This is a genomic window from Citrifermentans bemidjiense Bem, from assembly GCF_000020725.1.
Taxonomy (GTDB): domain Bacteria; phylum Desulfobacterota; class Desulfuromonadia; order Geobacterales; family Geobacteraceae; genus Geomonas; species Geomonas bemidjiensis.
Map to the genome: position 1 here is coordinate 2,597,525 of NC_011146.1, position 14,436 is coordinate 2,611,960.

Genomic DNA, 14,436 nt, shown 5'->3' on the forward strand with positions numbered 1-14,436 from the left:
ACTGCATTGCCAGAGGAGCTCTCTCTTGGTACAATCCCTGCCATCCTGTCATCTAAGAGACCCAATAGCATCTGGTGCCACTGCCCGGCGCAAAGGGTGCGGGGCAGGCACGAGGAGAACCCCTTGAAGCAGACCCGGCTTGCCGCCATCGACATCGGCACCAACTCAATCCGAAGCATAATCATCGAGACCTCCGGAAACGGCAAATACAAGATCCTAGACGACGAGAAGGTGCTGGTGCGGCTGGGCGAGGGCCTGCACCAAAGCGGCGCCATCTCCCCCGCTGCCTGCAGCCGCGCGCTGGAAGCCCTTTCCCGACAAAAGAAAATCATAGACGGCTACGGGGTAGCCTCCATCGAGGCGGTTGCCACCAGCGCGATGCGCAAGGCGAGTAATGGTCCCGCCCTGGTGCAGGCCATCAATGACGCCACCGGCGTCGAGGTGGAAGTCATCAGCGGCGAGGAGGAGGCCGAGCTTGCGGCCTTAAGCGCCGCGCACAATTTCGAGCTGGAAGGGGTCAGGCACCTTATCTTCGACATCGGCGGCGGGAGCATGGAGCTGATTGCCGCGCTCGGTTCCCATACCGAGGAGATGATCTCCCTGGAACTGGGAGCGGTTTTCCTCACCGAGAGTTTCCTCAAGGGAGACCCGGTGCACCCCTCCGAGCACGAAAAGCTGCGCAAGCACGTCCGCAAGACGCTGAAGCGAGCCTATACCGGTGAGCGCAGTGGCATGCAGTGCCTGGTAGGCTCCGGCGGAACCGTCACCACGATCGCGGCCATGGTTGCCGCCACCAGGAAGGAGAAGTACGACTCCGTGCACGGCTACGAGCTCCTCCGCTCGGAGGTGGTTCACCTTCTGGCCATGCTGGTCAGAAAGAACGACAAGGAACGGCGCACCATCCCCGGGCTCAACCCGGATCGTTCCGACATCATTGTGGCCGGGGTCACCGTAGTCGACGAACTGATGGATTTTTTCCAGGTGAACCTGCTCAAGGTGAACGAGCGCGGCATCAGGGAAGGACTGATATTGAGGGGGCTGCGGCGGCAGAACCTGCTCCCCCACGAGAAAAGGACCCGCTCCTGGCGCAACTCCGCGCAGGAGTTCGGCCATTCCTGCCATTTCGACCAGGATCATGCGGAGCACGTGGCCAAACTGGCGCAGCAGGTGGCGAAGGCGCTAGCGCCCAAATTCCAGCTGGCGGAACGGGAGCTGCGGCTACTGGAAGCCGCGGCGCTTTTGCATGACGTCGGCTACTTCATCAACTATTCCAGCCACCACAAGCACTCCTACCACCTGATCCGCCATGCCGACCTCTTCGGCTTCACCCCGCGCGAACGGGAATTGATCGCCAACGTCGCGCGCTACCACCGCAAATCGATCCCCAAGAAAAAGCACGACCAGTTCGTGCGGCTTCCGGCAGCCGACCAGTTGCTGGTTTCGCGCCTGGGGGGGATACTGCGGCTTTGCGACGGGCTGGACCGACGCCGAAACGGCGTGGTGCGAGAGCTTGTCTGCCGGCTTGCGCCGGACGACACGCTGCGCGTGACCCTGGTAGGCGATGAGGACATGTCGGTGGAGTTGTACGGCGCGAAGGCCAAGGGAGACCTGCTGCAGGAGGCTTTCCATCTGAAGCTTGCGCTACAGACAGCTGAATGAAAAAAGGACCCGGCAGGCGCCGGGTCCTTTTTTTTGCTGTATTGGCTAACGGTGTTGAAGGGACAGGCTCCTTTAGGTGCCTGTCCCTCTATCGGAACGTTTCTTTCAACTCAACCAGCCTCCCCAGGCGCAAAGGGGACAGGCACCTGACGGAGCCAGTCCCCTTTGTTTAAGCCCTATGCCATCCCGGCGAAGGCGTCCTGCTCTTCGCTGGTGAACATCCGGTCCAGCTGCAGCATAAGCAGCAACTGCTCCGCGTGCTTGATGACCCCGCAGATGAAGTCCTGATCTATGCCGCCGGCGGCGATGCTCGGAGGAGGCTGGATCTCGGCGTTGGAAATGCGGATCACCTCCGACACCCCGTCGACGATGAACCCCATCAGCTTGCCGTCGATGTCCATTACCATGATTCTTGTGTGCTGATCGTCTTCGGTGCTCGACATCCCGAAGCGATTGCGAAGCGAGATGATGGGAATCACCTTGCCGCGCAGGTTAATGATCCCTTCCACGCTGGGGGGCGTATTGGGGATATGGGTTATCGGCGTCATCCTGATGATTTCGCGCACCTTTAGCACCTCGACTGCGTACTCTTCGGCGCCGAGATTGAAGCTGACCAGCTGGATGAGTTCGCTTTTCGATTCGCCGGCTTTTACCGGCACTATGGCTGTCGACATGTGTTTCCTCCGGGGGATGTCTTGATCGTCTTTTGCAATTCGGCCCAGATCCTGGCTGCCTACTTGTTGATTATCGGCAGGATAGGCGAATTCTAAAGCGAAAAAAGAGTTACACGTCGGTACGGGCCGGCGATGAAAGCGAAGAGTCCCGCTCGCCCAACGGTCAGAGCTTCCCATTAGGCTCCGACGGTACGAGCGGCAAGGGGCGTACCGGCCTCAGGCGCCAGATCTCCTCGTTGTACTCGGCTATGGTCCGGTCGGTGGAAAACTTGCCGCTGCGCGCGCTGTTGACGATGCTCATCCGGGTCCATGCTTCCCGGTCCAGATAGGCTGCGGCCGCGCGCTTTTGCGCCTGCACGTAGCTGCGGAAGTCAGCCGCGACCATCCACGGATCGCCCGGGTTCACGATCGCCTGGATGATGGGGTCGAAGAGCCCCGCCTCGAACATGTTGAAGTGGCCGCTGGTCAATAACTGCAGCACCCGGTTCAGGTCGGGATCGGCTGCGATGATGCCGGCCGGGTTGTAGCTGCGGCGCTGATGCTCCACCTCTTCGGCGGTCAGGCCGAAGACGAAGAAGTTCTCGTCCCCCACCTCCTCCCGGATCTCGATGTTGGCGCCGTCCAGCGTGCCGATGGTGATGGCGCCGTTCATCATGAACTTCATGTTTCCGGTCCCGGATGCTTCCTTGCCGGCGGTGGAGATCTGCTCGGAGAGGTCGGTTCCCGGGCAGATCACCTCCATGGCGGTCACCCGGTAGTTGGGGAAGAACGCGACCTTGAGCCGGTCCCCGACCAGTGGATCCTCGTTCACGACCTTGGCGACGTTGCCGATCAGCTTGATGATCAGTTTCGCCATGTGGTACCCCGGCGCCGCCTTGCCGCCGATCAGCACGCAGCGGTTGGTCCATTCCCCGGTGTCGCCGCGCTTGATCCTGTCGTAGAGATGGATCACGTGCAGCACGTTCAGGAGCTGGCGCTTGTACTCGTGAATCCTTTTTACCTGGACGTCGAAGAGGCTCTCAGGGTTGAAGGGGACCCCGCACTGGTCGAGGACAACTGCGGCGAGCCGCTCCTTGTTGGCCTTTTTCACGGCGTGCCATTTACTGCGGAATTCGGGATCGTCAGCCAGGGGTGCCACCTGCGAGATCCTTCCCAGGTCGGCGATGAACCCCTCCCCTATCCTGCCGGCAATGAGCGAGGCAAGCCCGGGGTTGCACTTGACCAGCCAGCGGCGCGGGGTGACGCCGTTGGTCTTGTTGTTGAACTTCTCCGGCCAAAGTTCGTAGAAGTCCCTGAAAAGCCCCTGCACCAAGAGTTGCGAGTGGAGCGCGGCGACGCCGTTCACCGAGAAGCTCCCCACGATGGCGAGGTAGGCCATGCGCACCTGCGGCACCGGCCCCTCCTCGATGATGGACATGTTGCGCAGCCGTTCGTTGTCGCCGGGCCAGCGGCTGGAGACCTCGGCAAGAAAGCGCGCGTTTATCTCCAGGATGATCTCCAGAAGGCGCGGCAAAAGCTGCCTGAAAAGCGGCACCGGCCACTTCTCCAGCGCCTCGGGGAGCAGGGTGTGATTGGTGTAGGCCATGGTGCGGGTGGTGACCGACCACGCCTCGTCCCATCCCATACCCTTTTCGTCCATGAGCAGCCGCATCAGCTCGGGGACGGCGCAGCTTGGGTGGGTGTCGTTCAGCTGGAACACGTTCCTCTCGGCGAAGTGGCCGAACACCTCTCCCTGCCGTTGCTTCCAGCGGGCAAGGACGTCCTGCAGGCTCGCCGAGGCGAGGAAGTACTGCTGCCTGAGCCTCAGCTCCTTGCCGTTCTCGCTGGCGTCGTTGGGGTAGAGCACCATGGTGATGTTCTCCGCCTCGTTCTTCATGGCCACCGATTCGGTGTAGCTCCCGGCGTTGAACTCTTGGAGGTCGAAGGCGTCGGTGGCGGCAGATTTCCAGAGCCTAAGCGTGTTGACGGTTCCGTTTTTGTACCCCGGGATGGGGAGGTCGTAGGGAACGGCGAGGATGTCGTGGGTGTCGAGCCAGCGGTGGGTGAGGCTCCCGTCGTCGTTGCGGCTGCACTCGGTCCGCCCGCCGAAGCGGATGCGCTGGGTGTACTCGGGGCGCTCCATTTCCCAGGGGTTGCCGTCGCGCAGCCAGTGGTCCGGCTCCTCGACCTGCCTGCCGTTTTCGATGCGCTGGCGGAACATGCCGTACTCATAGCGGATGCCGTACCCCATCACCGGGAGCTGCAAGGTGGCGCAGCTGTCGAGGAAACAGGCGGCGAGCCTTCCCAGGCCGCCGTTGCCGAGCCCCGCGTCGATCTCCTCCTCCGCCACCTGCTCCAGGCGGATGCCGAGCTGCTCCATCGCCCTGTGGGCGGCGTCGTCAAGCCCCAGGTTCAGCATGGCGTTTCCCAGCGCCCGCCCCATGAGGAATTCGAGCGAGAGGTAGTAACCGGTCTTGGTATCTGCATCGATGTAGGCGTAGCGGGTGTTGTTCCAGCGCTCGATCAGGCGCTCCCGGACCGTGAAGGCCAGTGCCTGGTAGTTGTAGCGGATGTTGCGGCAATTCCTGTCTCTTCCGAGGTGATGAAAGTAATGGTGGGTGAAATCGTTCACAAGGCTCTTCGCGTCCATCGGCAGAGGAGGCAGGTCTTCAAGTCCGGGGGCGCAAAGGATGTCAGTTTCGGTATTCGCCATCGGTCATGCTCCTTATACTGGAATTTGGTAACTGGAATCCGACATCCGGATTCGGCAACCGCTACAGTGTACCTACTATTCGGTTCGAGGCGACGATAACTGTAACCTCAGGTTACGCCGGCGGCGGCTCTCGCCGGCTCGAAGAGCTTTGCCGCCGCCCGCATCTGCTCGGGCGTGCCGAGAACGAGCGCGATGTCGTTCTCGCTGAACTGCCAGACCGGGTCGGGGTTGGGGGTGATGTCGGAGCCGCGCTTCACCGCTACCAGCGTAACCCCCGATTGCGCGCGCAATAGCCCCTCCCTCAAGGACTCGCCTTCAACCGGCGACCCTTTCTGCACCCTGAAGCTCCCCACTTCGGCGCCCGATAGAAAGCCGGTGATGCCGACGGCATGGCTGTGCCTTTTGCTCGCCGTGCGCAACATCTCGTAGCCGTCCCGCCGCACGTCGGCTATGCATTCCTCCACCACGTCCTGCGGGATCAAAAAGCGCTTCAGCACCCTGGAGAGAATCTCCACCGACGTCTCGAACTCCTCCGGTATCACCTCGTTTGCCCCCAGCATGAAGAGAGGCTCCATCTCCAGGAGGTAGCGGGTACGCACGATGACATGGATCGACGGGTTCATCTTCCTAGCCAGGGAGACGAGACGCCTGCTGGCGGCTGCGTCGGAGATGGCGACCACGACGATGCGTGCCTGCTCGATACCTGCGTGGGTGAGGATCTCGGGTTTGGAAGCGTCGCCGAAAATGATCTGTTCCCCCATGCGGGTCTGGTTGCGGACCGTGAAGGGGTTGGTGTCGATGGCGACGTGCGGGATCTCCAGGTTCTTGAGCACCCGGGCCAGATTCTTCCCGTTCACGCCGAAGCCGACGATGATGATGTGGTCGTCCAGGGTAACCTTATCTCCGTTTTGCGCGAGGGAGCTCCTCCCCCGGGTCCATTCGTGCGGCAGCAGCTTCGTCAGGTAATCGGCGACCGGGCCGGAGACCTTCATGCAGAGGGGGGTGAGCGCCATGGTCGCGATGGACGCGGCCAAAAAGAGCTGGTAGGTCTCGGGGGTGAGGAGCCCGTGCGAGAGGCCGCTTCTGGAAAGGACGAAGGAAAATTCGCCGATCTGGGCCAGGGAGAGCGCCGCGATGATGGCGATGCGCATGGGGAGCCCCAGTACGAACACCACCGCCGCAGAAAGGACCGTTTTGATCAGGATGATGGCTAGCACCATCCCGATGAGCAAAAAGGGGAACTTGAGCAGGATGGTGGGCTTGAGCAGCATCCCCACCGAGATGAAAAAGAGGCTCATGAAGGCTTCGCGAAAGGGCATGATGTCGCTTAAGGCCTGGTGGCTGTACTCCGACTCGGAGATGGCAAGGCCGGCGATGAAGGCGCCTAAGGCAAGCGAAAGCCCCGCGTGGGAGGTGAGCCAAGCGGTTCCCATGCCGATGAAGATGATGCTGAGCACAAACAGTTCCCGGCTCCTGGTCTTCACCACCTGCTCGAAGATCCACGGGATGACGAACCTGGCCCCGAAATGGGCTCCGACCACGACGGCGACAGCCTTGGCGGAGACGATCGCTATATCCACCAGCCCGCTGCCGCCGCCGGCGAGAAAAGGGGTGAAGAGCATGAGCGGCACGATGCAGAGGTCCTGGAAGATGAGGATGCCGAGCGCGGTCTTTCCCTGCGGCGTATCCGTCTCGCCTGCGTCCATCATCAGCTTCAGCAAGATGGCGGTCGAGGAGAGGGCCACCAGGAAGCCGAAAAAGACCCCCTGAGACATGGGAAAGCCGTAAAGGGTGCCGATGACCGCCACCACCGCGATAGTGAGCGCCAGTTGCAGGCCGCCGCCCAAAAGCACCATGTGCCGGATGCGCATCAGCTCCTTCAAGGAGAATTCGATGCCGATGGTGAAAAGAAGGAGCACCACGCCGATCTCCGCCATCTGCTCGACCTGGTGGGCGTTTTTGATGAAGCGCAGGGCATGGGGGCCGGCCACGACCCCGGTGATGAGAAAACCTATGATGGAAGGGAGATTGAAACGGCGCAACAGCAGCACCGTTAAAAGCGCCAACCCGAAAAGAACCACTATGTCCCTTAATGCTACGAATTCCATGCCACCTCGCTCTGGGAAGATATTGCTTTACGAAAGCCGCAGCGGGCTACCCGCCTCCGCCACCGCGTCCGATCTCAATCAGTCTCTGTCTCAGTCTTAATCTCAGTCTCAATCTGTCTTTCCTTATCTGCCTTTCCTTAATCTCAATCTTAATCTCAATCATTATCTGCCTTTCCTTTATCTGCTTTTCAGATTTTCCCAAAAGCCCCGCGCCGCTCAAGCCACTTGCACAGCTCCAGCACCGGGAAAATGGTCCCGGCGGCTAGGGCGATAATAAGCCATTCCCGTCCAGTCAGCGCGAAGGTCCCGAAGGGGCGCTGCAGCGCGGGGAGGTAGACCACTACCAGCAAAAGAGCCAGTTCCCAGAGGACGGCCAAGTTCAGCCAGCGGTTGGCGAAGGGGCTTCTCAGCACCGAGTAGCGGTCGGAGCGGAAGTTGTACGCCTTGAAAAACTGGATCAGGACCAGCGAGACGAAGGTCATGGTCATCGCCTCGCGGTCGCTGCACCCCGAGGCGCGCGCGCAGGAAAAAAGAATGAGGTTCACCAGCGTCGACCACGCCCCGCCGGCAAGTATCAGCGTCACCACAGGGCGGGTGAAGATGCCGCCGGACGAGTCGCGCGGGGGGCGCCGCATCAGGTCTTTCTCGGCCGGGTCCACGGCCAGGGCCAAGGCGGGAAGTCCGTCGGTGGCGAGGTTCACGTAGAGTATCTGCACCGCGCTTAGCGGCAGGGGGAGCCCCAGTAGCATCGCCCCGGCCATGAGGCCTATTTCGCCTGCGTTCGAGGAGAGGAGGTACATCAGGTATTTCTTGATGTTGTCGTAGATCCCCCTCCCCTCTTCCACCGCTGCCACGATGGAGGCGAAGTTGTCGTCGGTGAGAATCATGGCGGCGGCCTCCTTGCTGACCGCGGTCCCCGTGATCCCCATGGCGATGCCGACATCCGCCTTTTTGAGCGCCGGGGCGTCGTTGACGCCGTCTCCGGTCATGGCGACCACGTGCCCTTTTTTCTGCAGCGCGCCGACCACCCGCAGCTTGTGGGCAGGGGCCACCCGGGCGTAGACCTGTATCGACTCCACTTCCCGCTCGAACTGCTCTTCGTCCATGGCTTCGAGCTCTGCGCCGGTGACGGCACGCCCTTTAGTGAGAAGGCCCAGCTCGCGCGCCACGGCCGCGGCGGTGACCGGGTGGTCTCCGGTGATCATGACCGGCCTGATCCCGGCCTCGCCGCAGGTGCGTATGGCCTCGGCCGCCTCGGGCCTCGGTGGGTCGATCATCCCCACGAGGCCCAAGAGGGTCATCCCGGTTTCCGCCCCGTTCCTGTCCGTAGCATTTTTGCGAGCCACAGCCAGCACCCTGAGCGCCGACTCGGCCATGGCGCGGGAGACCTCGCCTATCCGCTCCCTGGCCGCCTGGTCCAGGGGGCGCTCCCCTTCCGCGGAAAGCTCGAAGCTGCACGAAGAGAGGATCACTTCAGGCGCCCCTTTGGCGTAGGCGACGATCGATTCCCCCTCCCGGTGCAGCGTGGTCATCCGCTTGCTCTCCGAGGTGAAGGGGATCTCGTCCACCCGCGGGTAGCGCGCCTCCAGGTCCGCCTTAGCCAGCCCCGCCTTGGCGGCGGCCACCACCAGCGCCCCCTCGGTGGCATCCCCCTTCACGATGAATCGCCCGTCCTCTCCCTGTTCGATGTGGGCGTCGCAGGCGAGCGCCGCCCCATGCAAAAGGAGCGTTAGAGCAGGGGGCGGCTCGATGGCCGCCCCATTTTGGGTCACCTCCCCTTGCGGCTGGTAACCCGCGCCGGAAAAGTCGAAGAATTCCCCTGTGACAAAGCAGCTGCGCACGGTCATCTCGTCGCGGGTCAGGGTTCCGGTCTTGTCCGAGCAGATGACGGTGGTGCTCCCCAGGGTTTCGACCGCGGCGAGGCGCCGCATCAGTGCGTGGCGCTTCACCATGCGCTGCACGCCGAGGGCAAGCGATATGGTGACCACGGCGGGAAGGGCCTCCGGAACCACAGCGACACCCAAAGCGATGCCGAAGATCAGCATCTCCACGAAGGGCTCGCCGCGCAAAAGCCCAGCGGCCACGATCACCGCCACCCCTGCCAGGGCAGCCTTGGCAAGAAGCTTTCCGATCCGGTCCAGGTTCTCCTGCAAGGGAGTCCGCCCCGACTCTATCCCCGCAATCATCCCGGCGATCTTGCCGAATTCGGTCTCCATGCCGGTGGCGACCACGACACCGCTGCCGCGGCCGTAGCTTGCCGCCGTCCCGGCGTACGCCATGTTGCTCCGCTCGCCCAAGGAAAGGGTCGGGTCCCCGAGTACGCCCTGATTCTTCTCCACCGCCACCGATTCGCCGGTAAGAGCGGATTCCTCGAGCTTCAGGTTGTAGGCGTCGACCAGCCGGAGGTCGGCGGGAACCCGGTCTCCGGCACGCAGAAGCACCATGTCCCCCGGTACCAGCTCGCGCGCCGGCACCCGTTGCTCCTTGCCGTCGCGCACCACAGCCGCTTCCGGGGCGGCCATCTCGCGCAGCGCCTCTATGGCCTTTTCCGCCCGGTATTCCTGGATAAAGCCAAGGAGCGCAGCGAAAAGAACGATCACCGCAATGGCCGCCGCCTCGACAGCGTGGCCGAGAAAAGCGGAGAGCCCGGCGGAAACCAGCAGAATGACGATGAGCACGTTCTTGAACTGCTGCAAGAAGACGGACCAGGGGGAGATACGGCGCGCCGCCACGAGTTCGTTCGGGCCACGCTCGGCAAGCCTCTGGCGGGCCTCCTCGAAGGAGAGGCCCCGGGGTGTCGACGCCACCGCCGCCAAGACTGCCTCGACCTCCAGGACATGCCAGGCTTGCTGCTGCTTGGTATTATCGGGCGCGCTCATGCGGTCACCTTCCTACCTGTTGCCCTCGCGGATCTCCTGTCCCGGGCTTACGAAGGAAATCCCCTGGCCGGAGGTGGCGCCGATCATGACGCACTCGATGACCGGGGCGTTGATGACGCGGTCGGCCTGCCACCTGACGATGAAGTTGGCGCCGAAGCCGCCTGCTTCGTCTTTTTCCTCCAGGTGGACGTAGCGCGTTGCCAGCGGTCCGAGGAGGGCCGGCTTGTCAAGGTAGCGCCGGATCAGCCTCCCATTGGTATCGTAATAGTCAATGGAGGTGATGCGCAGGGAGGCGGCCGGGTCTGTATTGCGGATCCCCAGCGTTGCCGCCAGTTGGAAGGGAAGGCTGCGCGGACCGCTGAAGACGTTGGAGTAGACCGGGACGTAGACGCTTTGCCTCCGGGAGAGTCTGACTTCACCTGAGGCAGCTAATGCGGTGACAGACAGTGACAGGCAAAGGAACAGGACGAGCGGGAAGCAGCGACGAATAATCGGACGTTGGCAAGGCATGAAGATTCTCCAGAGCAAGAGCGTTGAAAGACCGACTGAGTGCGAGGCGGATGATCTGAAAAAGCGTTGTATAACGGACTGCCATAGTTTCTGCCAGGAAGACAACCGTGCGCTCCTGGATTGATGTGCAGCTCACGGCATTGTTAAAGGAAAAAAGATAACACAAAATGCGGAAGGATGACGGAAAGAAACTCCAAAACTATGAGAATCAACCCGTCATGATGGAGGCGGATCACAGATGTCACATGGTAAAAACGGGGGCGGACACAGAGAAATAACAGGTTTCCGTGTCTCTCAAAGTATTTGCTTTCCTCCGAGGCCTCCGCGTTCTGCCATGTACTCTGTGTTCCCGGTTAGACTGCAAAGGAATTTCCCTTGACAATTTTGCCCCCCACGAAAGATATTGAACCTTTGCGAAATCCGGCCCGGTGGTAAGGTGGGCAGGCCACGACGCCAGGGGTAGAACCGCGGCGCACATCGGCAGATAAAGGTGAGACTATGTACAACGGCAGGGTGATCATTTGCGACGACGAGGTCGAGATTCTCAGGTATCTGAGCAAGATTCTGACGGCCAAGGGGCTCGACCTGGAGGTGTTCAGCTCCGGCACGTCGCTGATGAGCTTCCTGGAAAATCACGGGGTCGACGCGGCGGACCTGCTGCTTTTGGATGTCAGGATGCCGGACCTGGACGGGCTTGAGATATTGCAGCGGGTGAAGAAGATGAACCTCGAGGTCCCGGTGGTGATGATGACCGCCTATGCCTCGATCAACTCGGCCATCGAAGCGATGAAGCTGGGGGCGTACGATTACGTCACCAAGCCGTTCCCCAAGGAGAAGATCTTCGGGATCCTGGAGAAGGTCCTGGAGCGCAAGGAACTCCTGAAGGAGAACTCCGCGCTGAAGGACGAGCTCGGCATCCCCTCCCCTTCCACGCCGCTCGTCTTCTCCTCCGAGAGTTTCAGGCGCGTCCACGAAATGGCGATGCTAGTGGCGCAAAGCGAGTCCAACGTCGTCATTCTCGGTGAGTCGGGCACCGGCAAGGAGCTGGTGGCGAGCCTGATTCATAACAACAGCCCAAGAGCCAAGGAGCGCTTTCTTACCATCAACTGCGCGGCCCTCTCGGACACCCTTTTGGAAAGCCAGCTCTTCGGCCACGTGCGCGGAGCCTTCACCGGCGCGGTGAACGCGCAGAAGGGGCTACTCGACGCGGCCAACAACGGCACTCTCTTTCTGGACGAGGTGGGAGACATGAGCCCGGCCATCCAGGCGAAGCTATTGCGCGTGCTGCAGGAGGGGGATTTCATCCCCGTCGGCGACACCAAGGCGAGAAGCGTCGACATCAGGTTCGTGGCGGCGACCAACAAGGACCTGGAGGAAGAAGTGCGCCAGAAGCGCTTCAGGGAGGACCTCTACTTCCGCCTCAACGTGATCTCCCTGCACCTGCCGCCGCTTAGGGAGCGCGGCGACGACATCGAGCTTTTGGCCCGGCACTTCCTTACCAAGTACGCCGCCCGCATGAAGCGCGAGATCACCGACTTCACCCGTGAGGCGATGCAGCTACTCACCTCCTACAACTGGCCCGGCAACATCAGGGAGCTGGAAAACGCCATTGAGCGCGCGGCCATCCTTACCCGCGGCCACACCATCACCGCAGAGACCCTGCCGGTCTGGCGCAACCCGCAGCCGGCGGAGGCGAAGACGGGGGTAAGCAGGCTGGTCTCGCTGGAGACGGTGGAGCGCGAGCATATCCTGCACGTCCTCAAGGCCTCAGGGAACAACAAAAGCCGCGCCGCGAAGATCCTCGAGATAGCCAGGCGCACGCTGGACCGGAAGATCGAGGAGTACGGCCTGGAAGACGGGGGCTCCCGCTGATGCTCAAGCGTTTCCCGATCAAGGCCAAGCTCACCTTCGGGGCGCTGGCGCCGCTTTTCGTCGCCTTCTTCATCTGCTCCCTGGCCGGCCTCTACATCATCAACGAGAAGATCGCGAGCCAGGCGCAGGAAAAGGTGCGCACCGACCTCAACTCCGCGCGTGAGGTCTACAGAAACGAGCTGGACCGGATCCGCGAGTTCATCGATCTCACCGCCACCAACCCCTACAACTCCTCCTCCATCGTCGCCGGCGATCATGAAATCCAGGCTCTTTTGCGCCAGCGGCTCTACAAGAAACGGCTGGACATCCTGACCGCCGTGGACGCGAAGGGGCGGGTTTTGTACCGTGCCCACACCCCGAGCCTTGCCGGCGACCTGCAAAAGAGCTACTTCGTGCAGCAGGCGCTGAAAGGGGTGGCGGTAACGGGGACGGCGCTTATGGGCGAGCAGGAACTGGCCCGGGAGGGTGTGGCGCTATCCAGCCGCGCCACCATTCCGCTGGTCTCCACGCCGCATGCCCGTCCGCGCAACGACGCGATCGAAAAAACGGGGATGGTAATGGTCTCCGCCGCCCCCTTGAGAAACCATGCCGGGCAGATCATAGGCGCCCTGTACGGCGCGGTCCTGCTCAACAACAACAACGCCCTGGTCGACAAGATCAAAGAGATCGTGTACGAGGGGGTGCAGTTCAACGGCACGGACGTGGGAAGCGCCACCATCTTTTTGGGCGACGCCCGGATCGCGACCAACGTCCGCCTGACCGACGGCGCCCGCGCCATAGGGACCAGGGTATCCGAAGAGGTGTACCAGCGGGTGATCGTGGAGAAAAAGAAGTGGATCCGGCGCGCCTTCGTGGTGAACGACTGGTACTTCACCGCCTACGAGCCGATCCTGGACCTGCATGGAAAGGCGATCGGGTCGCTCTACGTCGGGATGCTGGAGAAGCCTTACACCCACATGCAAAAAAGCGTCAACTCGATCCTGTACATGGTGCTCTTCGTCACCTCGCTGATCGGGCTTGCGGTCTCCGGCTTCATCGCCACCCTCCTCGCCCGTCCCATCAAGGAGCTGGAGAAGCTGGCGCACCGGGTGGCGCGCGGTGAGCGCAACCTGCAGATGGAGGTGCACACAAAGGACGAGGTCGGGGACCTGGCCGACGCCTTCAACCTGATGACCAGAGCCCTGAGCCGCCAGGAGGCCGAAATAGGTCTCTTGCACCGCGCGCTGGAGCTTAAGGTGGAGGAGCGGACCGCGCAACTCTCCGACAAGAACCGCCTGCTTTTGCAGACCCAGGCGGACCTGGCCCGCGCCGAGAAGCTTGCCGACCTGGGGATCGTCGCCGCCGGCGTAGCCCACGAGATCAACACCCCGCTTGCCATCATCCGCGGCAACGCCGAGGTGCTGGAGATGTGCCTTCCGCCCGAGCATCCCAACCATGAGGAGGTCGAGATCATCAGCATGCAGACCGAGCGCATGGCGAAGATCGTCGGCAACCTGCTCACCTTCGCGCGCCAGAAATCCCTGAACCAGAGGGAGTTCATGGTGCACGAGATCCTGGACGACATCGTGACGCAGATCAGGCATCAGGTTCCCATGGACGCCATCTCGGTGCAGTGGGAATACGACATGAACCTGGGTGCGGTTACTGGGGATACCGACCAGCTGCGGCAGGTATTCAGCAACATCATCCTGAACGCGGTGCAGGCGATGCTTCCCGAGGGAGGAACCCTCAGGCTCACCACCCGGCCCCACGGCCCCGGCAACGGATGCGAAGTTGAGATCCGCGACACCGGCAAAGGTATCCCTGCCGAGCATCTGGAAAAGATCTTCACCCCGTTTTTCACCACCAGGGACAGCGGCACCGGGCTTGGCCTCTCCGTTTCCTACGGCATCGTTAGGGACCACGGCGGCGACATCCAGGTTTCCAGCACGCCGGGAGCCGGTACCTGCTTCAAGATTGTCTTGCCGGGGGAAACGGAAACGGCACAGGAAACGCCGGAAAACGTCGCAGATCTTTAAAGTAAAACTTTCATTTCAGAGGAG

The 14,436-nt window shown here is 61.9% G+C and carries 8 protein-coding genes; 3 read left to right on the forward strand and 5 right to left on the reverse strand.

Annotated features, from left to right (window positions below; genetic code table 11):
• Positions 1 to 123 precede the first annotated feature (123 nt).
• Positions 124 to 1,659: a Ppx/GppA phosphatase family protein gene (locus GBEM_RS11185; RefSeq protein ID WP_012530667.1), complete on the forward strand. Its 1,536-nt coding sequence runs from the start codon at positions 124 to 126 to the stop codon at positions 1,657 to 1,659.
• Between the two features lie 176 nt (positions 1,660 to 1,835).
• On the opposite strand, the gene GBEM_RS11190 is transcribed toward GBEM_RS11185, so the two are convergent.
• From GBEM_RS11190 to GBEM_RS11210, 5 genes are all read right to left on the reverse strand, one after another.
• Positions 1,836 to 2,333 carry a chemotaxis protein CheW gene (locus tag GBEM_RS11190; protein ID WP_012530668.1) on the reverse strand — a complete coding sequence of 166 codons (498 nt, stop codon included), beginning with the start codon at positions 2,331 to 2,333 and terminating at the stop codon, positions 1,836 to 1,838.
• A gap of 163 nt (positions 2,334 to 2,496) precedes the next feature.
• Positions 2,497 to 5,025 carry a glycogen/starch/alpha-glucan phosphorylase gene (locus GBEM_RS11195; protein WP_012530669.1) on the reverse strand — a complete coding sequence of 843 codons (2,529 nt, stop codon included), beginning with the start codon at positions 5,023 to 5,025 and terminating at the stop codon, positions 2,497 to 2,499.
• A gap of 107 nt (positions 5,026 to 5,132) precedes the next feature.
• Entirely contained in the window at positions 5,133 to 7,133 is a 2,001-nt protein-coding gene (locus GBEM_RS11200) for a monovalent cation:proton antiporter family protein (RefSeq protein ID WP_012530670.1), read from the reverse strand.
• A gap of 188 nt (positions 7,134 to 7,321) precedes the next feature.
• Entirely contained in the window at positions 7,322 to 10,012 is a 2,691-nt protein-coding gene (locus GBEM_RS11205) for a cation-translocating P-type ATPase (protein ID WP_012530671.1), read from the reverse strand.
• Positions 10,013 to 10,024: 12 nt separating this feature from the next.
• Positions 10,025 to 10,522: a DUF3124 domain-containing protein gene (locus tag GBEM_RS11210; protein ID WP_012530672.1), complete on the reverse strand. Its 498-nt coding sequence runs from the start codon at positions 10,520 to 10,522 to the stop codon at positions 10,025 to 10,027.
• A gap of 498 nt (positions 10,523 to 11,020) precedes the next feature.
• Between GBEM_RS11210 and GBEM_RS11215 the strand changes: the two genes are divergently transcribed.
• Both GBEM_RS11215 and GBEM_RS11220 read left to right on the forward strand, forming a co-directional pair.
• Positions 11,021 to 12,394 (forward strand): sigma-54-dependent transcriptional regulator, encoded by a 1,374-nt coding sequence (locus GBEM_RS11215; RefSeq protein ID WP_012530673.1) that lies wholly within the window; start codon positions 11,021 to 11,023, stop codon positions 12,392 to 12,394.
• Complete coding sequence (locus GBEM_RS11220; protein ID WP_012530674.1) at positions 12,394 to 14,412, forward strand: cache domain-containing protein; 2,019 nt, start codon at positions 12,394 to 12,396, stop codon at positions 14,410 to 14,412. Before GBEM_RS11215 ends, GBEM_RS11220 begins: the two co-directional genes overlap by 1 nt.
• Positions 14,413 to 14,436: the final 24 nt, after the last annotated feature.